Origin of the sequence: Mesobacterium pallidum (assembly GCF_019966535.1) — a bacterium.
In the GTDB taxonomy this organism is placed as follows: domain Bacteria; phylum Pseudomonadota; class Alphaproteobacteria; order Rhodobacterales; family Rhodobacteraceae; genus Mesobacterium; species Mesobacterium pallidum.
Genome location: NZ_JAIMID010000004.1, coordinates 200,014 through 219,602, shown reverse-complemented (window position 1 = coordinate 219,602; position 19,589 = coordinate 200,014). Strand labels below are relative to the sequence as shown.

The 19,589-nt window shown below is 67.9% G+C and carries 16 protein-coding genes; 1 reads left to right on the top strand and 15 read right to left on the bottom strand.

What is annotated here, in order from left to right:
• Positions 1-36: 36 nt before the first annotated feature.
• The 13 genes from MF270_RS08135 to MF270_RS08075 form a co-directional block, all read right to left on the bottom strand.
• A complete protein-coding gene (locus tag MF270_RS08135) occupies positions 37-1,476 on the bottom strand; it encodes an N-acyl-D-amino-acid deacylase family protein (protein ID WP_238365380.1) in 1,440 nt (479 codons plus the stop codon).
• On the bottom strand, positions 1,473-2,396 hold the full coding sequence (locus MF270_RS08130) for a DUF6963 family protein (RefSeq protein WP_238365379.1): 924 nt from the start codon (positions 2,394-2,396) through the stop codon (positions 1,473-1,475). The genes MF270_RS08135 and MF270_RS08130 overlap by 4 nt, the downstream gene beginning before the upstream one ends.
• A complete protein-coding gene (locus MF270_RS08125; protein ID WP_418887867.1) occupies positions 2,393-4,129 on the bottom strand; it encodes an ABC transporter ATP-binding protein in 1,737 nt (578 codons plus the stop codon). The genes MF270_RS08130 and MF270_RS08125 overlap by 4 nt, the downstream gene beginning before the upstream one ends.
• The gene (nikC, locus tag MF270_RS08120) at positions 4,126-5,013 is read right to left on the bottom strand and encodes a nickel transporter permease (protein WP_238365377.1); all 888 of its coding nucleotides are present in this window, start codon (positions 5,011-5,013) and stop codon (positions 4,126-4,128) included. Before nikC ends, MF270_RS08125 begins: the two co-directional genes overlap by 4 nt.
• A 1-nt stretch (position 5,014) precedes the next feature.
• On the bottom strand, positions 5,015-5,935 hold the full coding sequence (locus MF270_RS08115) for an ABC transporter permease (protein ID WP_238365376.1): 921 nt from the start codon (positions 5,933-5,935) through the stop codon (positions 5,015-5,017).
• A 63-nt stretch (positions 5,936-5,998) separates the two neighbouring features.
• Positions 5,999-7,552 (bottom strand): ABC transporter substrate-binding protein, encoded by a 1,554-nt coding sequence (locus MF270_RS08110; RefSeq protein WP_238365375.1) that lies wholly within the window; start codon positions 7,550-7,552, stop codon positions 5,999-6,001.
• Positions 7,553-7,724: 172 nt separating this feature from the next.
• Positions 7,725-8,576, bottom strand: coding sequence for a MurR/RpiR family transcriptional regulator (locus tag MF270_RS08105; RefSeq protein WP_238365374.1), 852 nt, complete (start codon positions 8,574-8,576; stop codon positions 7,725-7,727).
• Between the two features lie 76 nt (positions 8,577-8,652).
• Positions 8,653-9,564, bottom strand: a complete 912-nt coding sequence (locus tag MF270_RS08100; protein ID WP_238365373.1) for an N-carbamoyl-D-amino-acid hydrolase — start codon at positions 9,562-9,564, stop codon at positions 8,653-8,655.
• Entirely contained in the window at positions 9,561-10,790 is a 1,230-nt protein-coding gene (locus tag MF270_RS08095) for a M20 family metallo-hydrolase (protein WP_238365372.1), read from the bottom strand. The genes MF270_RS08100 and MF270_RS08095 overlap by 4 nt, the downstream gene beginning before the upstream one ends.
• On the bottom strand, positions 10,787-12,025 hold the full coding sequence (locus tag MF270_RS08090; protein ID WP_238365371.1) for a diaminopropionate ammonia-lyase: 1,239 nt from the start codon (positions 12,023-12,025) through the stop codon (positions 10,787-10,789). Before MF270_RS08090 ends, MF270_RS08095 begins: the two co-directional genes overlap by 4 nt.
• 76 nt (positions 12,026-12,101) lie before the next feature.
• Entirely contained in the window at positions 12,102-13,130 is a 1,029-nt protein-coding gene (locus tag MF270_RS08085; RefSeq protein ID WP_238365370.1) for a TRAP transporter substrate-binding protein, read from the bottom strand.
• A 34-nt stretch (positions 13,131-13,164) separates the two neighbouring features.
• Positions 13,165-14,448 carry a TRAP transporter large permease gene (locus MF270_RS08080; protein WP_238365369.1) on the bottom strand — a complete coding sequence of 428 codons (1,284 nt, stop codon included), beginning with the start codon at positions 14,446-14,448 and terminating at the stop codon, positions 13,165-13,167.
• Positions 14,448-14,990 carry a TRAP transporter small permease gene (locus MF270_RS08075; protein ID WP_238365368.1) on the bottom strand — a complete coding sequence of 181 codons (543 nt, stop codon included), beginning with the start codon at positions 14,988-14,990 and terminating at the stop codon, positions 14,448-14,450. Before MF270_RS08075 ends, MF270_RS08080 begins: the two co-directional genes overlap by 1 nt.
• Positions 14,991-15,096: 106 nt before the next feature.
• On the opposite strand from MF270_RS08075, the gene MF270_RS08070 reads away from it, so the two are divergent.
• Entirely contained in the window at positions 15,097-15,957 is an 861-nt protein-coding gene (locus tag MF270_RS08070) for a MurR/RpiR family transcriptional regulator (protein ID WP_238365367.1), read from the top strand.
• A 16-nt stretch (positions 15,958-15,973) separates the two neighbouring features.
• Here MF270_RS08070 and MF270_RS08065 read toward each other — a convergent pair whose 3' ends face one another.
• On the bottom strand, positions 15,974-18,409 hold the full coding sequence (locus MF270_RS08065; protein ID WP_238365366.1) for a beta-glucosidase: 2,436 nt from the start codon (positions 18,407-18,409) through the stop codon (positions 15,974-15,976).
• Positions 18,410-18,528: 119 nt separating this feature from the next.
• Entirely contained in the window at positions 18,529-19,383 is an 855-nt protein-coding gene (hpaD, locus tag MF270_RS08060; protein WP_238365365.1) for a 3,4-dihydroxyphenylacetate 2,3-dioxygenase, read from the bottom strand.
• Positions 19,384-19,589: the final 206 nt, after the last annotated feature.

Below are 19,589 nucleotides of genomic sequence, written 5' to 3'. Positions count from 1 at the left end.
TGTGTGATGAGGGGGCTTGGTTCCGGCCGCGCGCCCTCAGCGCGTCAGCAGCTTGCCGATGCCGGCATCCGCAGGGGCGCCGTCCGACCACGATGGCTTGCCATTCACCCAGACAGTGTGGATGCCCGTCGCCCGCGCGGTCGGGTCGTCGTAGCTGGCCGTGTCGATCACCGTCCCGGGATCAAAAAGCACAAGATCGGCATAGTAGCCTTCCTGCACCAGCCCCCGATCCGTCAGCCCCAGCACCCTGGCCGTCTGGCCCGTCATCTTGGCGATGGCCGTCTCGAGCGGGATCAGCCCCCGGTCCCGGCTGAAATGCCCCAGCACGCGCGGGAAGGTCCCCCAAAGCCGCGGATGCGGCCGCCGGTCGCGCGGCAGCCCGTCCGAGCCGACGAGGCTGGGCGGAAAGGCGAGGATCCGGTCGAGGTCACCGTCGTCCATCTGGTGATAGATCGCCCCGCCGGGCTTGAGCCGTTCGATGGTCTCGGTCTGCGACAGGCCCCATTCGGCAGAGACGTCGCCCAGGTCACGCCCGTTCATCTCGGGGTGCGGGTCCGACCAGGTGACCGTGACCTGGCGGCTATCGCGGGCAAAGGTCTCGATCAGAACGGTCGAACTGGCGGTGTAGGGATAGACGTCGAGGTCCAGCGTCAGCTCGGCCCGCGCCTCGGCGATCATCGACAGCGTGGTCTGCGACAGGCCGAACGCCGCCTCACCGCAACATTTGTGGTGCGAGATCAGCGTGCGCGACCCGGTGCGCCGGGCGATGTCGATGGTCTCGGCCACGGCCGAGACGACCCCGCTGCGTTCGTCCCGCATGTGGGTCGTCCAGAGCGCGCCCGCTGCCGCCACGTCGCCCACCAGCGCGATCAGCTCGGCCGTGGCGGTGGCCTTGGCCGGTGGATAGGCCAGCCCGGTCGACAGGCCAATCGCGCCCGCCTCCAGCGCATCGACGAGGTCGCGACGCATCGCGGCGATCTCTTCGTCCGTGGCGGGGCGGTCGAGGCTGTCCATCGCCCGCGCCCGCAACGCCGTGTGGCCCACCAGCGGAACGACGTTCACCGCCGGGCCGGCAGCGGACACGGCGGCGAGGTAGTCGGCAAAGCGCGGGTAGGCAAAGGTGGCCGCATCACCCAACAGGTCCAGCGGGGGCACCGGCACGTCGCGCCTTAGCAGCGGCGAGGGCGCGGCGCTGATGCCGCAATTGCCGGTGACCACGGTGGTGACGCCCTGGCTGACCTTGGGCGTCGATCCCGCCCGGGTCAGCACGGCGATGTCGTCATGGGTGTGCACGTCGATGAACCCGGGTGCCAACACAAGGCCGGCGGCGTCGATCACCTCGGCCACTGCGATGTCCAGCCTCGGCCCGATGGCGACGATCCGGTCGCCCGTGACTGCCACGTCCAGTACGCGCCCCGGCGCGCCCGATCCGTCGTGAACCGTCGCATCGCGGATCAGGAGGTCTGCCCGGGTCATTCCAGGTCCTTTCGCCAGGCGGCCATCTCACCGCCGCGCGCGCCGATGATACGGCCGTTTTCCAGCCGGCAATAGACCTCGCGCGTGATGCGGCCGACCGGGCGGCCGTAGCGCAGGACCGGATCGCCGCGCAGTACGACCGAGCCTTCCCAGGCAGGCCCCAGCCAGGTCGGGTCGTCCACGGTGATCGCGGCGACCGATCCGTCCGAGGCGAGGTCCAGCGCGCGCATGTCGCCAAGCGTCACGCTTTCGCCGACCAGCCGTGCTTCGCCGTCGATGGCATCGGCGGGCGCGGCGAGGTCGAGCGCGGCGGCGACGGCCACCTCGGCCAACCCACGGGCGGGAAAGATGGAATTGTGCAGCACACCGATCGACAGGCCCGCGCCCGGATCTTCGACCAGCGCCGCACCGATGTCGTCGCGGCGCGCGACGAGCGCGCTGTTGGCCAGCGCGATGCGGCCCGACAGGTCCATGGCGATGAGGCCGGCGTCGGCCTCCGGTGCCTCGGCCAGCGCCATTTCGATGGCCTCCACCACGCCGGCACCGCTGCGCATCGCCCCGAGCGCCACGAGGTTTGGCGGCGTGCCTCCGGGCCCCGGCATGTTGGGCAGCCGGTGCCCGGTCATCAGCCCCACGGCGGCGTCGCCGGGGGTGAACTGCACCAGCGGCTCGGGCCGGTCGGGGCCGGAGGACATGAGCGCCGCCAGCCGCGCCTCGGCGAAAGGCGCGCCAAGGGTGTCCGGGCGCAACGCCCCTGTCCCGCCGCGTTGCACGCCGGCCGTCAGCAACGCGCCGTCCGCGATGGCGACAAGGCTGACGAAACCGCCGATGGCGCCGCGCCCCACTGCCTCGATGGCGCCAAGCGCGGCCAGCGCGGCCGGCACGGCGCCGGGGCCCGAGACGGCGATGCCGACGGTCATTGCGCGACCATGTGGCCGGGCGCGACCTCGGCCAGCGGTCCGGTGGGCAGCGTGGCGAGGTCGAGCGTGGGCAGCGCGCCGCGCACCCGGCCCGGATCGGGCACCGGCACGGCGGCCAGCAGCGCCCGGGTATAGGGGTGTTGCGGGTCGTTCAGCACCGCCTGCCGCGCGCCGATCTCGACGATCTGGCCCTTGCGCATGACGGCCACGCGATGCGCCATCTGCTCGACCACCGCCATGTCGTGGCTGATGAAGAGATAGGCGAGGCCAAGGCTTTGCTGCAGCTCGAGCATCAGGTCCAGCACCTGCGCCTGCACCGACACGTCGAGGGCCGAGGTCGGTTCGTCCGCGACGATCAGCTCTGGCCCGACGCCAAGCGCGCGGGCGATGCAGAGCCGCTGGCGCTGCCCGCCGGAAAACTCGTGCGGATAGCGGCGGATATGGTCGCGCTCGAGGCCGACGCGCAGGAACAGCTCCTCCACCCGGTCCTCCAGTTCGCGGCCCGAGGCGAGGCGGTGAATCACCATCGGTTCGGCCACCAGCCCGCCCGCGCTGATGCGCGGGTTGAGCGAGGCGAAGGGGTCCTGGAAGATCATCTGCATCTGCCGCCGCGCCCGGCGCAGGCCGGCCACGCCCAGGCCGCGCACATTGGTGCCCTTGATCTCGATCCGGCCCGTGTCGACCTCCATCAGCCGCAGCACGGCACGGCCGGTGGTTGACTTGCCCGACCCGCTCTCGCCCACCAGCGCCAGCGTCTCGCCCGCGCGCAGATCAAAGCCGACGTCCTTCATGGCCACCGTGCCGGGCTTGGCAGGCGCGAAGAGCCAGCTGCGCTCGGCAAAGGTCTTGTTCAGCCCCTCGGCGCGGACCAGCACCTCGCCGACCTGGCGCGGCTCGGCCACGACGGTCCGCGGTGCGGAAGTCCCGGCCATGGTCCCGAGACGCGGCACCGAGGCGAGCAGCCGCTTTGTGTACTCCTGCCGGGGCGCAGCAAAGATCTCGGCCACCGGCCCCTCCTCGACCTTCTCGCCGCGGTTCATGACGACGACGCGGTCGGCCATCTCGGCCACAACGCCCATGTCGTGGGTGATCAGGATGATCGAGGTCCCGAACTCGCGCTTGAGCGTCCGCATCAGGTCGAGGATCTGCGCCTGCACGGTCACGTCCAGCGCGGTGGTCGGCTCGTCCGCGATCAGGATCTCGGGGTCGGCGGCCATGGCCATGGCGATCATGATGCGCTGGCGCATGCCGCCCGACAGCTCGTGCGGGAACTGCCGCATCCGGTGCTCGGGCCGGTCGAGGCCGACCAGCACCAGCATCTCGCGCGCCCGCGCTTCGGCCTCGGCCTTGGTCATGTTCTTGTGCTCGATCAGCGCCTCGGTCAGCTGGATGCCGATCCGCAACACGGGCGTGAGCGAGGTCATCGGCTCCTGGAAGATCATGGTGATCCGGTCGCCGCGCAGGCTGCGCTGGTCCTTTTCCGGCAGGCTCAGCAGGTCGCGGCCGTGGAAGGTGGCGGTGCCGCCCTCGATGCTGGCCGAGTTGGGGGGCAGAAGGCCGAGCAGCGCCATGGACGACACGCTCTTGCCCGAGCCGCTTTCGCCGACGATGGCCAGCGTCTCGCCCTTCTTCAGCGTGTAGCTGAGGCCCCGAACGGCGACGTTCCGGTTGCGCCCCTTGCCGAAGGCGACGGTCATGTCCCGCACGTCGAGAAGTGTGTCACGGTCCATCATCGCTGCCTCTGCCTGGGGTCCAGCGCCTCGCGCACGCCATCGCCCAGCAGGTTGAAGCCGAGGACGGTGAAGGCGATGGCGAGGCCGGGAAAGATCATCATCCAGGGCGCGCGGCTGATCAGGTCGCGGCTGGATGACAGCATGAAACCCCATTCCGGCTGCGGCGGCTGCGCGCCAAGGCCCAGGAACGACAGGCCCGCAGCGGCCAGCACGGCGGTCGAGACGCCCAGCGTGCCGACCACGATCAGCGTCGGCACCACGTTGGGCAGCAGGTGGCGAAAGATCAGCCGGCCATGGCCCGCGCCGGCGGCGACGGCGGCCTCGAAATAGGGCTTGTTCTTTTCCACCAGCACCACCGAATGCGTCACCCGCGCGTAGAACGGGATCGAGGCGATGCCGATGGCGATCATCGCGTTGGTCAGCCCCACGCCAAAGATGGCAAGGCAGGCCAGCGCGATCACGATCTCGGTGAAGGAAAAGAGCACGTCCACAAGGCGCATCAGGACCTTCTCGGCCCAGCCCGAGGCGTAGCCGGCGACCAGGCCCAGGAAGAGGCCCGAGGTCAGCGAGATGCCGACCGCGATGGCGCCGATCTGCAGCGTCAGCTGCGCGCCGTAGATGATGCGGCTCAGCACGTCGCGGCCGAAATCGTCGGTGCCCATCCAATGCTGCCAACTGGGCGGCTGCAGGCGCGGCCCGGCGGCCATGCGCAGCGGGTCATGCGGCGCCAGCAGCGGCGCGGCCAGGGCGACGATCAACAGCAGGCCGACGATGGCAAGACCGATGATGCCGGTGGGGCTGGACAGGAGTGCACGGAAAAAGCCGGTCTTGCGGGCGCTGGCGGCGTCCTCGGGGTGGGCCGCAAGGGTCACGGTGTCAGTCATGTCACGAATACCGGATGCGGGGGTCGAGGAAGGCATAGGCCACGTCCACGATGACCGAGGCCAGCGCAACCACGGTGGCGAAGAACAGGATGAAGCCCTGGATCAGCGGGTAGTCGCGGGCGAACACCGCCTGGATCGCCAGCCGCCCGACCCCGTTCCAGGCAAAGACATTCTCGACCACGATGGCGCCGCCCATGAGGTACGCAAATTGCAGGCCCAGCATGGACACGATGGGCACAAGGCCCGAGCGCAGCGCATGACGGTAAAGCACGACTGCGCGGGGCAGCCCCTTGGCGCGGGCGGTGCGGACGAAATCCTGGTCGAAGATGTCGATCATGGCCGACCGGGTCATGCGTGCCAGCACGGCGGCATTGGCAAGACCCAGCGTGAGCGCGGGCAGGATCAGGCTTTTCCAGTCGCCCCCCGCGACGGGCAGCCAGCCCAGTTGCAGCGCGAAGAGGAACAGCAACAGCAGGCCAAGCCAGAAATGCGGCATCGACACGCCGATGACCGCCAGCACCATGGCCCCGGCATCCACCCAGGTGCCGCGCTTGTAGGCCGCCAGGAACCCCAGCGACATGCCCACGACCACGGCGATGACAAGGCTGGTCAGCGTCAGGGCCAGCGTGGCCGGGAAGCGCGTCAGCAGGATATCGGCCACCGGCTGATCGCCCACGATGGAGCGGCCGAGGTCCCCCTGCGCCAGGCGGCCGAGGTAATAGAGGTATTGCTTCCAGATCGGCTGGTCGAGGCCGAGGCGCTGGCGGATTTCCTCCAGCTGCTCGGGCGTGGTCTGGAAACTGCCGTACATGATCCGCACCGGGTCGCCCGGCACCAGGTGGATCAGCAGCGTCACGGCAATCGTGGCGATCCAGATCGTGACCAGCGCCGCCAGCAGGCGTTGCGCGATGAAACGGGCCATGGGGCCTCCTGTCGGGGAATTGTGAGCCGCGCGCCGGGCAAACCTGCGCGCGGCCCGCTCGGTTCAGCCTTCGATCTTCACGTCGGTGAAGATGGGGTGGAGGAAGGGGCCGATCTTGAAGCCCTCGACCTCGGGCCGCACGGCAAAGACCCATTCCCAGCCGGGCGAATAGAGGCCGACGTGAACGGCGTTCTCCATGAGGTACTTGATGACCGCCTGCACCTTCTCGAGCCGCGCGCCGGGTTCGATGGTGGTGCGGGTTTCCTCGAGCATCGCGTCCAGCTCGGCGTTCTGGAAGCCGGAATAGGCGCCGGGCGAATGCCAGAGCTGGTAGAGGATGTCCGGGTCGTACCAGGACCAGGTCATCATGTCGAAGGTGCCGGGGGACGGATCGTCGGGGCTTTCGTTCTGTTCCTTGACGCGGGCATTCATTGTCCCGATGTCCATGATCTCGATCGCCGCGTTGATGCCGACCTGGGCCAGCTGCGCCTGAAATATCTCGGCCAGCTTGTGACGGTTGCCGCCCGTCCAGACGAACATCGTCGTCTCAAGCGGGTTGTCCGGCCCGTAGCCCATCTCCGCCAGCAGCTCCATCGCCTTGTCGGGATCATACGGATAGCCGTATTGCTCGCAGAACTCCTGGTCATTGCCGAAGACCCCGCGCGCCACGGGGCACCATTCGCGGTTGGTCAGCCCGCTGTAGATGATGTCGATGGCCATCTGCGGATCGGTGCCATAGGCCACGGCCTGACGCGCGCGGATGTCGTCGAAGGGCGGGCGCGAGACGGTGAATTCCCAGAACACGTCCTGGCCGGTGTTCTCGGCCACGATGATGTCAAGATCGCCCGATTGCTGGATCGCCGGCACGTCGTCAAAGGGCGGCTCGGCGATATGCACCTCTCCGGTCCGGAGGGCGGCCAGGCGCGTCTGCGGCTCGGGCACGGTGCGGATGATCAGCGTGTCGATATAGGGCGCACCGGGGTTGTCGACCGGATCGCCGAGGTTGGTGAACTCGGGGTTCTTGGCCAGCACGATCTGATCGCCCTTGACCCATTCGACCAGGCTGAACGGCCCCGTGCCGATGGCGGTGGACGACCCGAAGGTATCGGCTGTGTTGGTGTCGCAGACCATGGACGAAAAACTGTCGGCCAGGAACGGCAGGAAGGCCCCGAACTTGGAGCTCATCGTGACCTTGACGCTCAGCGGGTCCAGCACCTCGACCCCGGTGATCGGCCCCCAGGAGGTGCGCGTCAGGCTCGGGTTGTCGCCAAAGGCCCGGTCGATGGTGAACTTGACGTCATTGGCGTCGAAGGGCGTGCCGTCATGGCACAGGATCCCGTCGGCCAGCGCAAAGGTGTATTCCAGCCCGTCCTCGCTTACCTCCCACGAAGTTGCCATGTTGGGGCCGGGCGTCCCCTCCATGTCGAAGGCCAGGAGCGTGTCGTAGATCTGGTCCCAGACCTGCATCGACAGCGTGCTCGTCGCGCGGTGCGGATCGAGTGAATCGGCATCGCCGTAGCGTGCCCAGACCAGCTCTTGCGCCGCGACCCCGTGGCCCGAGGCCAGCGTTGCAGCGACCAGAGCCGGGCCCAGAATTCTTTTCCGGGTCGTTCTCATGTGATCGTCTCCCATTCCCATGTCGGCGGCGCCCCCAATGGCGCCTGCGTGGAAATTGGCGCATGTGGCTTGCATCTCTGGCAAGATAAATTTCACAAGCGAAATGTTCATTTTCATTTCTGATGCTTTCACACGGGCGCGCAGCCGGGAATGGACGTGGGAATGAAACCGCTCAGGCGTCGTCGTCCTCGACCTCGTCCCACTCTGCATGAATCGAGGCAATGGCGCGCAATCTGTCAGCAGCCGGAAAACCCAGCTCGGACGCGAGTCGCGCGCAAAGGTAGGTGACCAGGCTGATCGGCGCGGTGAGCGAGCCGAAGAGAGTCGGCCCAGAGGTGCGCCCGCGCAGGATGACCGAGGCGTTCTTTTGGTCGCCTTTCGCGAGCGTTCCGGTGACCAGCACGATGCGCGCCCCGGCCTCGGCGGCCGAGCTGACCACGTTGTGGAAATCCTGCGTGCGCCGCCCGGCCCCCAGCGCCAGCACAGTGTCCTTGTCGGTGATCGAGGCGAATTCCTCGGGGATCGGGAAGCCGCCCAGCGGGATCATGCGGATGTCGGGCCGCAGCTTGATCAGCAGCGAGCGGGCGAAATGGGCGATCGGGTAGTCTTCGCCAAAGCCCACGACCCAAAGCTTTTCGCCGTCACGCAAGAGCTTGACCGCGCGGGTCAGGTCGTCGGGGCGCAGCACCTCGAAGGTGCGGATCAGGTGCTGCACCTCGGCATCGAGGTAGGCGCCCATGCTGAGCGGCACATCGCCCAGCGGGTTCTCGTGGCTCACCGGGCTCACCGGCGGGCTCTCGCGCACCTCTTGCAGGATGGCGCGGAACCCGCTGTAGCCCAAGCGATGGAAGAGGCGCGAGGCGGTGGCCTTGGACACCCCGGCCCGCGCCGCAAGCTCCCCGGCCGAGGAATAGCGGATAAGCCCGAGGTCCTCGAGCAGCAGGTCGGCCAGCCGCCGCTCGCCGCGCGGCAGGTCGTCATAGGCGGTCAGCAGGCGCTGGCCGATGTGGTCCTTGGAATCCATGGCGGCGCGCGGCCCTCGCTGTCTGAACGGTGTTCAACGGCAAGGGTCGCATCCGGCGGGGCGCCGCGCAACTGCCCTACCCCTTGGGCGCGGTGATCGCCGCGTAATCCTCGGGCTGGCGGTGCAGGTCGAAGTTGAAGACATTCGCCCGGATCTCGGCGCAGCGGTCCAGGTCGACCTCGGCGGTGATCACCTCGTCGCCGACCGTGGCGGCGCGGGCCAGGATCTCGCCCGTGGGCGCGACGATGAGACTGCCGCCGATCAGGTCCGAGCCTTCCTCGACCCCCGCCTTGGCCACGGCCACGGCCCAGAGGCCGTTCTGGTAGCACCCGGCCTGGATCGACAGCTCGTTGTGGAAATACTGCAAATGATCATGTTCCGGCGCGGGCACGTAATGCGAGGGCGTGTTGTAGCCCAGCACGACCAGTTCGGCCCCGCCCAGGCCGAGCACGCGCCAGGTCTCGGGCCAGCGGCGGTCGTTGCAGATGCACATGCCAAGCTTGCCGCCAAAGGCGTCGAAGACCGGAAAGCCGAGGTCGCCCTTTTCGAAATAGTATTTCTCGAGATGCTGGAACGGCCGCCAGGGTTCGTTCTCGGCATGGCCCGGCAGGTGGATCTTGCGGTACTTGGCCAGGATCTCGCCCTTGTCCGAGACAAGGATCGCAGTGTTGAAATGCCGCCCCTCGGGGGTCAGCTCGGCATAACCAAGGTGAAAGCCGATGCCGAGCTCGCGCGCCAGTGCGAACAGCGGCGCCGTGTCGGCGTTCGGCATCTCGGTCTCGAACCAGCAGTCGATCTTGGCGGGCTCCGTCTCGTACCAGCGCGGAAAGAAGGTGGTCAGGGCGAGTTCCGGGAACACCACCAGCGCGGCACCCTGGGCATGGGCGCGGCGCATCAGCGCGCACATGCGGGCGACGGCCGAGGCGCGCGGTTCGTCCTTGGCGATGGGCCCCAGCTGCGCGCCCGCGACGATGAATTTCCGGCTCATATCTGTGCTCCTGCAAGGTCGCAGACGACATCGCACAGGACCTGCGCCCCCGCGCCGATGTCGTCTTCGTCGCTGTGTTCGTTGATGTTGTGGCTGAGCCCCCCGGCCGAGGGGATGAAGATCATCGCGGTCGGGCAATTGGGCGCGAACATCTGCGCATCGTGCCCCGCGCCCGAGGGCATCCGGCGCGTGGGCAGCTGTCGCGCCTCGGCGGCCCGCGCGACCTTGTCCACGAGGCCCGCGTCGAAGACGACCGGCGCAAAGCGCGCCAGCGGGCGGATGTCTATCGTGCAGCCCGCCGCTTGGGCCAGCGCCTGCGCCTCGGCCAGCAGTTCCTCCGTGGCGGCGTCCAGCACATCGCCATCGGTGTTGCGCATGTCCACGGTCAGGCGCGCGGTACCCGGGACGACGTTCACCAGCCCCGGCGACAGCTCGAACACGCCCACGGTGGCGACCTGTGGCGGCCCGAGCCGCGCGGCGATGGCATCGGCGGCGCGGGCGATGGCGAACCCCACCTGCCCCGCGTCCCGGCGCAGCGCCATGGGCGTGGTCCCGGCGTGATTGGTCTGTCCCGTCACCGTAACCTCGGTCCAGTGGATGCCCTGGACCGAGGTTACGGCACCAATACGGAGGCCTTCGACCTCCAGCACCGGACCCTGTTCGATATGCAGCTCGAGATAGGCGGCGGGCGTGAACGGGACCGCGGTGCCGGCATAGCCGATGCGCGCCAGCTCTTCGCCCACCACTGCGGTGCCGCCGGTGGCCCGGGTCGCCAGCATCTCGGAGAGGTCCAGAGCGCCCTGGTGCACGCCCGACCCCATCATGTCGGGGGCAAAGCGCGCGCCCTCTTCGTTGGTGAAGGCGGCGACGGCGAGGGGCAGATCGGTCTCGACCCCGGCGGCGTTCAGCGTCGCGATGACCTCGAGCCCGGCGAGCACCCCAAGCGCGCCGTCGTAGAGCCCGCCCGTCGCGACCGTGTCGATATGCGAGCCCATCATGACCGGCGCCGTGTCGCTGTGCCCGGCCCGGATGCCCCAGATATTGCCGATGGCGTCGATATGGACGGTGAGGCCCAGCCCTTCCATCCGTGCCACCAGCCAGTCGCGCCCGGCCTTGTCGGCATCGGTCAGCGCAAGGCGGCAGACCCCGCCGCCGTCCAGCGCGCCGACCTGGCCGAGCGACCGCAGGCTCTCCATCAGCCGGGGTAGCGAGATGTCGGGAGTCATGCGGCGCCCCGGACCTGCGCGGCCGTGGTGCCCATGAGCTGTTCGTAAAGCGCGGCGTCGGTGTCACCTTCAGTTCCAAAAACCAGCACGCGCGAGGTGGCGTCGAGGCCGAGCATGGCCCGCGCCTCCGCATCCTTCATCGCGACCGCCAATCCGGCCAGTCCCGCCACGGCGGATTCACCGGCCACGACGGGCGTGTCGCCCCCTGTCGGGAAGGCCAGCCATTTCATCGCGGCGACGGCTTCGTCGTCGGTGACTTCCATGACCGCGTCGGCGTGGTCACGCAGGATTTCCCACGCCAGCGCCGAAACCTCGCCGCAGGCAAGACCCGCCATCAGCGTGTCGAGATCGCCTTCGACCGCCGTGGGCGTGCCTGCCCGGATCGAGGCGAGCACGCAGGCCGACCGATCAGGATCGCAAAGCACGATGGTCGGGCGCGCGGCGCCGAACTTTCGCGCGACATGCGCGGTCACGGCGGCCGCCATGCCGCCGACGCCGGTCTGCAGGAAGATATGGGTCGGGGGCGTCTGCATGGCCGAGACGGCTTCGTCCGCCATCAGCTCATAGCCCTGCATCACGTCCTTGGGCACCTCCATATAGCCCGGGTAGGAGGTGTCGGACACCACGAACCAGCCTTCGCGGGTGGCCGTTTCCTGCGCCTCCCGGACGGAATCGTCGTAATTGCCTTTGCAGCGCCGCACCTCGGCACCGTAGGCGGCAATGGCCGCACGGCGCCCTTCCGAGACGGTGGCGTGGATGAAGATCACACAGGCGCAGCCGAAGGTCTGCGCGCCCCAGGCGACGGACCGGCCGTGGTTGCCGTCGGTCGCACAGCAGACGGTGATCTGCGACACGATCCCGGGATGCTGCTTGCCGGTGATCTCCTCCATCCCCACGTCGCGCCCGAGCGCGTCGGAGACCTTGGCGCGCAGCAGCCGCGCCACGGCATAGGCGCCGCCGAGGGCCTTGAAACTGCCCAGCCCGAACCGTCCGCCTTCGTCCTTGAACCGGATCTCGGCCACGCCGATCCGCTGGGCCAGCGCGGGCAGCGCCACCAGCGGCGTCGGCGCGTAGCCGGGCCAGCCGGTGATCGTCTCGCGCGCGGCGGCGAGGCCCGCATCGCTAAGGATCGCGTCCTGCGCCGGCGTCCAGGGCGCCGCCTTGGAGGCCGCGGCATTGGTGCAAAGCGTGAACGCCTCGGGCGTGCCGGCAAAGCGGGTGATCTCGGTGGTCATGTGGTCCTCGGGCGTCGGTCGTGTCTATCGACCCGGGCGGGCGCGTCGCCCGGGTCCCTGTTCCGTGAGTGTGTGTTTACTTGGCCGCGTCGATCGAGGACAGCATGGAGTCCAGCATCTCGATCCCTTCGGCGCCGTATTTCTCTTCGATCAGGGCGCGGACGGCGGGTTGGGCAGCCGCGGCGAACTTGGCCTGTTCCTCGGGGGTGACGACGTTCACATCCATCTTGGCGGCCAGCGCCGGCAGGCCCTTTTCCGAGGCCTCGATCACGCGGCTCATCGACCGGCCGGCATCGGTTGCGACCTCGGCGGCCCAGGTGACCAGGTACTGGTCCTCTGCGCTCAGGCTGTCATAGAAATCCGGGCTCATGGTCCAGATGTAGGGCGTGATCAGATGGTTGGTGACCGACAGGAACTTCTGCACCTCGTCGAACTTGGCAAAGGCGATGATCGGAACCGGGTTCATCTGGCCGTCCGCCACGCCCGTCTGCAGCGCGGTATAGACCTCGGCCCAGGGCAGCGCGGTCGGCTGGCCACCCAGCGACGAGATGATCGCCTCGTGCGTCGGAAGGGTCATGGTGCGGATGCGCTGGCCCTCCATGTCCTCGACCGAGGCAATCGGGCCCTTGGAGGAGGTGAAGGCAAAGAAACCGCCCGAATCCAGCAGGCCCAGCACCTTGAGGCCGGTCTTGGCCTCGAGATCGGCGGCGAATTTCTCGCCGAAGGGGCTGGCGAGGTCGATCACGTCCGAGGCCACCCCGATGTTCGGGAAGGCGAAGGGAATGTCGAAGACGCCGACCAGCGGGTAATGCTGCGCCATGCCGCCCGAGGACGAGATGGTCGATTCCACGAGGCCCGAGCGCACCTGCTCGATCACCTCGTTGTCCTTGCCCAGCTGGCCGTTGGGGAACAGCTGCACCTCGATCCGGCCGTTGGAGTTCGATTCAACGAGGCTCTTGAAGACCGAGGCCATGGCGCCGGAATGGCTGGCGAAGGGGTCCTCGGGGTTCAGGTGCGCCAGGCGCAGGGTGATGTCGGCAGCATAGGCTTGCGCCGCAAGGCACAGCGCCGCGACGGCGGTTGCGGTGGTCTTCATGAAGGTCATGTCTTGTCCTCTCCTGTTAATCTTGGTGCCGGGCTCAGAGGCCCAGCAGTCTTGGGATGAAAAGCGTGAGATCCGACCAGAAGGCGACGACCAGCAAGATGCCGACCTCGGCCAGGATGAAGGGCCAAAGCTCGCGCGTGATGGATTCCACCTTTTCCCCGGTGACCGAGGCGAGCACGAAGAGGCAGGCCCCCACGGGTGGCGTCATCAGCGAGATATTGAGCGCGAGGATGATCATGATGCCCGCGTGCACCGGGTCCATGCCGATCTGCACGGTGAGCGGCGCCAGCACGGGGGCGAGGATGATGAGCGTGGCGTTGATGTCCATGACAAGGCCGATGACCAGCAAGAGCAGCAGGATCAGCGCGATGATGACCTGCGGGTTGTCCGACACCGACAGCAGCCCCGCTGCGATGGCCTGCGGGATGCGGTTGAAGGTCATCCACCAGCCAAGGATCGTGGCCGAGGCGATGATGAGGAAGATCACCCCGGTGATGCGCGTGGTGCGCACGGCGACTTCGTAAAGGTCCTTCCAGGTCAGCGCGCGGTAGACCAGCCCGCCGACGACGAGGGCATAGGCCACGGCGATGGCGGCGGCCTCGGTGGGGGTCGCAAAGCCGCCCAGGATCGAGCCGAGGATGAAGATCGGCAGCATCGCCGCCAGGAAACCTTCGCGCAGGGCCTTGATGACGATGCCGAAGCTCGGCCGCCCCTGCCCTTTGGGCAGGTTCTTTTTCTTGGCGTGCAGCGCGATCACGGCCATGCAGATGGCGCAGATCAACAACCCCGGCAGGATGCCGGCAGCGAAAAGCCCGGCAATCGACACGCCCATGATGGACCCGTAGATGATCGCCAGCGTCGAGGGCGGGATTGTCGGGCCGATGATGGACCCGGCGGCCGTCACGGCGGCGGCGTAGCGGCGGGTGTAGCCGGCTTTCTCCATCGCCGGCACCAGCGTGTTGCCGAAGGCGGCGGCGTCGGCGGTGGCCGAGCCGGTGATGCCCGCGAACATCACGGACGCCACCATGTTCGAATGCGCCATCCCCCCGCGCATCCAGCCCACCAGCGCATCGGCCAGCCGCACCAGCCCCATCGTGATGCCGGACCGGTTCATGATCTCGCCCGCGAGGATGAAGAACGGCATGGCCAGGAAGGGGAACAGGTCGAGCCCGGCAAAGATCCGGTCCGGCGCCATCTGCATGAAGCGCGGCCCCATCTCGAGGATGCCGATCATCCCCGCGACCCCGATCGAGATGCCGACCGGCATGCCAAGGGCCATTAGGCCGAAGAACGCGATTGCGACAAGGGCTGCACCCATCACTCTTCTCCCCTCAGGGCCATGGTGGCGTCGGACACGCCGGTGGAACTGGGCGGTTCTTCGGCAAGGAAATCGTGGATGCCGATCAGCAGCAGCTGAACGCAGGCCATGAACGCGGCGAGGGGCACGCCCATGAAGGCCCAGCCCTTGGGGATCGCGTAGATCATCGTCAGGCGCGAGAAGCCCTTGATGGTGAATCCGATGCCGTAGAAGAACAGCGCAAAGAAAAAGAGTAACGCGATGACGTCGAAGGCGACGGCCAACCAGCGCCGCACCGGGGCCGGCAGGCGGCCGAACACGAACTCGACCCCGATATGTTCGCGGTAGGCGATGCCCGAGGACACCGCCAGCAGCGCCATCCAGATCATCAGGTAGCGCGCCAACTCCTCGGTGAAGGTCAGCGGCAGCGGGATCACGTAGCGCACCAGCACGCCCAACCAGACGTCGAGCACCAGAAGGACCAGCAGCGCCACGCAGACCCGCTCGACCAGCCAGTTGACCCGGAGGCTCAGTGTTTTTGCGTGATCTGACAGCCCTGCCATCTGGCGAGTCCCCCGGGGCGTTGATAGGTCTTGCATGGCTGATGAAATGCTATTTTCATGAGTCGCGAAAGATGGAAAATTAATTTTCAGAAACGCAGGACCGACATTGCCCAAAGAAACAGCACAGCCCCCGCGCAAGGCCATCGCACAGCGCATCCACGAGGCCTACCCGACCCTCACCGGGGGCGAGCGCAAGGTGGCCGACACGATCCTTGTCGCCCCGTCCGAACTGGCGGTCTGCAACGCCTTCGAACTGGCGGCGCGCGCCGAGGTGTCGAACGCCACCGTCACGCGGTTCTTTCGCCGCCTGGGATACGAAAGCTTCGACGCCGCGCGGCAGGATGCGCGACGCCTGCGCGAGACTGGCTCGCCGCTGTTCGCCGGGCGACCCGCGGGGGTGCGGGGCGATCCGGTTTCGCAATTCCTGGCCGAAGAGACGCGGGTGCTCGAGGCGACGCTGTCGCGGGTCAACCCGCTGACCATCCGCGAGATCGCCGGGGCCGTGACGAAAGCCACGCGTATCCGCACGCTGGGCTACCGCAACTCGGCCTTCCTGGCGCAATACCTGGCCGCGCAGCTGGCGCAGATGCGGCCCGGGGTGGCGCCGCTGTTGCTGCCCGGCCAGACCGAAAGCGAGGGGATCGCGATGCTTGGGCCGGATGACCTTGCCATCGTCGTCGGCCTGCGCCGCCGCACCGCCGGGTTCACCCGCGTGGTCGAGGCGATCGCGGCGCGCGGCACGCCGGTGCTGCTGATCGCCGACGGCACCATTCGCGGCGCCCCGGCCCATGCGACCTGGACGCTTGACTGCGTGGTCGAGACGCCGCATTTCGCCGACAGCTACGTGGGCACGATGGCCCTGTTGCGCCTGCTCTACATCGAGGTGAAGCGCGAGATGGACAAGGCCGGGCTGCGCCACCTGCAAGACATCGAGGACCTGCGGGATCGGCTGGGCGAGCTGGAATAGCCGCCCTGCCCTTGTGTCAGACTGGCAGCGTTGCGGCTGCCGCCGTCACGGTCGCATCGAGCCGCAGGTCGGTGGCCGAGAACCCGACCTCGATCCGGTAGTCGCCTGCCGCGACCTGCCAGCACTGCCCGGCCAGGTCGAACCGGGCAAAGTCGCGGGGGCTCAGCGGGATCTCGATCCGCGCGCTTTCACCCGCGCCCAGCCGGACCTTGGCAAAGCCGCGCAGCACCCGTTTCGGTCGCCCTTCGACCGGTGTGACAGGCCCGAGGTACAGCTGCACCACCGTGCTGCCCGCCCGGTCGCCGGTATTGGTGACGGTCAGCTCGGCGCCCTCGGCCCAGGCCGACAGCTCCGCCATCTCAAAACGCGTGTAGGACAGGCCATGCCCGAAGGGAAACAGCGGCGTGATCCCCTGCGCGTCGTAGTGGCGATAGCCGATCATCAGGCTTTCCTCGTAGCGCACGCGCCCGTCGAGGCCCGGGTAGACCTCGGGGTCCTGGCTGCGGGTCGGGTTGTCCTCCCATCGCGCGGGGAAGGTCTGCGGCAGGCGCCCGCCGGGTTCCGCGTCGCCGAACAGCACGTCGGCGATGGCATTGCCGCATTCCTGGCCTGGGTACCAGGCCTGCAGGATCGCGGGAGCATCGGCGACCCAGGGCATTTCGACCGGGCCGCCGGTCTGCAAGACGACCACCGTCTTCGGATTGGCGGCCAACACCGCCGCGACCAGCTCGTCCTGGCGACCCGGCAGGCGGATGTCCTCGAGGTCCGACCCCTCGGTGTCCCATTCGCCCGAGCGGCCGACAAAGACCAGCGCAGTGTCCGCCTCGGCCGCCGCCTTTGCCGCCGCCGTTATCTCGGCATCGCCCAGGGGCCGCGAGACACCAAAGCGGAAGGCGCTGTGGTGCAGGTTCGCGGCGGGCTTGCTGCGCAGCTCCATCACGATCTCGACCTCCTGCCCCTTGGCGAGGTCAACCAGCCCGCAAACCTCGTCGCAGCCTTCTTCAAAGAAGGTGCGGCCGGGCGTCCAGTTGTCCCAGACATCGACCACCAGCTGGCCGTCCACGTAGAGCCGCGCGAGACCCGCCGCGTGCAGACCGAAACTGTGCGGCCCGGCCTCCTCGGCGGTGTAGCGTCCCCGGACGCGGGCCGAGAACCGGGCCGGATCGACCTTGCCGTCGGCCATCCCCTCGATCCAGAAGGCGATGGAGCTGTCGAGAGTTTCGGTGTGCACCGGCGCGCCGTCGAAGTCCTGGTTGTCGAAGAACTCGGCGGTCAGGTTGCCGGTCACGACGGGCTCCCACCGATGGTTGGTGCAGCCCTGCGCATGGGCCAGGGCATCCGGCCCAAGCCGCGCGGCCAGCCCGTCCCAGGGCGAAACGCGGTAATGCGGGTTCAGCTGGGCCGAGCCGCCGCCCATGATCTGCGCGACCGATGCATTCGGCCCGATCACGGCCAGCTTGCCCGCGTCCGCCAGCGGCAGCAGCCCGTCGTTCTTGAGCAGCACCGTCCCCTCGGCCCCCGCGCGCCGGATCAGCGCGCGGTGCTCGGGCCGGTCCTCGGCGTGTTCCTCGAACGGGCGGTCATCATGCAGCGCGCCGGTCCGCTGCATGAGCCGCAGCATGTTCAGCGCACGGGTCCGTATGGTGTCGCGGCTGACCGCGCCGGTCTCCACGGCCGCAACCAGCTTGGCACCCCGGTCCCGCGTCGGCCCGGGCATTTCCAGGTCGAGGCCTGCGTTCACCGTCGGCGCGGTGGTGCGCGAGCCGAACCAGTCGGACATGACGATCCCGTCATAGCCCCAGTCGCGCCGCAGCACCTGCCCCAGAAGCCATTCGTTTTCAGCGGTGTAGCTGCCGTTCAGCTTGTTGTAGGACGACATGATCCCCCAGGTGCCGGCGATCTTCACCGCGTCCTCGAAGGGACGCAGGTAAATCTCGCGCAGGGCAACCTCGTCCACGACGCTGTCGATGGTCGTGCGCTCGATCTCGGATTCATTGCCGACGAAATGCTTGATCGTGGCCGAGATGCCCTGCGATTGCAGCCCCTCGACATAGCCGACGGCCAGCGCGGCGGTCAGTTCGGGGTCTTCGGAATAGCATTCGAAATTGCGTCCATTGGTGACGGATCGGTGGATGTTCACCGTTGGGGCCAGGCTGACATGGGCGCCCTTGGACTTGACCTCTTCGGCGATGGCGACGCCGATTTCGCGCGCCAGCTCGGGGTCCCAGCTGGCGCCGATCGAGATGCCGACCGGGAAGGCCGCCGCCGTGACGCCACCCACGAGAGAGCCACTGCCGCGCGCCCCGTTCGGCCCGTCGGTGACGCGCATTTTGCCGATGCCGAGGCGCGCAATCGCCGGGACGGACCAGAAGTCCTCGCCCGAGAGCAGGCTCACCTGCTCTTCCAGCGTCAGCGCGTCGACGAGGGTCTCGATATCGGTTCGGGTGCTCATGGGGCCGTCCTTCCTGCCTCCCCTCGGGGGAGAGATCGCCGGAGGCGGCGCCCGGCCGGGCACCACCTGTTAGCGATATCATTACGGAGATTCCCCTGCCCCGGCAACCGGGCGCGGGGTCAATCCACCGAGAAGACCACGTTGGTCTGCCCCGTCCCGGAAGACGGGAAATAGGGCGTCACGACCTCACCCCGCCCCGTGTACCGGTCCCAGCCAAGCGCGCCGAAGAGCATCACCGTGTCGTGCATGTCGCCCTCGCCGTCGCAGTATTTCGCGTAATCGGGCAGCATGTCGAGGAACAGCCCGATCTCGCCCCCCTCCCACATCTCGAGCACGCGGCGGTCGACCACCTCGTTGAACTTGCTGGAAATCGTGAAGGTGCCGTTGTTGGCCTCGTAGATGTCGTTGGGCCAGATCCGGTGGCTGAGAGACCCCGAGGCGATCAGCGCGACGTTGCTGTCCGACGCGGCGATGGCCTTGGCGATGGCCGCCCCCAGCCGGCGGGATTGTTCCAGGCTGTGCACGGTGCACATGGCGGCGACCGAAACGACCTTCAGGTCGCCCTCGGGGTTCATGTAGCGCATGGGAACCAACGTGCCGTATTCGAGATCGAGACTGCCAACCTGGTGGCTGAGCGTGTAGACCCCCATCTCGCGCGCGGTCTCGGCCATGAGGTCACCAAGCGCGCCATTCCCTTCGTAGGCGTAGGGAAGGTCCTTGATGAACTGCGGGAACTCGTGACTGGTAAACAGCCCCTCGAACCGATGGTTCGCGTTGATGTGATAGGCCGCGTTGACCAGCCAGTGGGTGTCGAGCACGACGAAGGTGTCCGCGCCGGCGTCGCGCGCGCGGCGGCCGATCTCGTGGTGCCCGTCGATGGCGGCCTGGCGGCAGCCCTTCAGGCGGCCCTCCTGCTCGGACATGATCATGGTGGGCACATGCGTGCATTTGGCGGCCAGGACGATCTTGCCCATGGGTTCTCCTCCCCGTTCGTTAACATGTGTATCATGTCGGAATGCGGGGGGATGCGCCTTGATCGGGATCAAGGTCCGGCGGACGGGTCCGTTGCGAGGGGCCAGCCCCTCGCGCTCCCCGGGATATTTTTGGAAAGATGAAGGGGATCAGGGCGCGCCTGCTTTCATTATTCTCCAAATACTCCCGCCGGAGGCCTGCGCGGCTG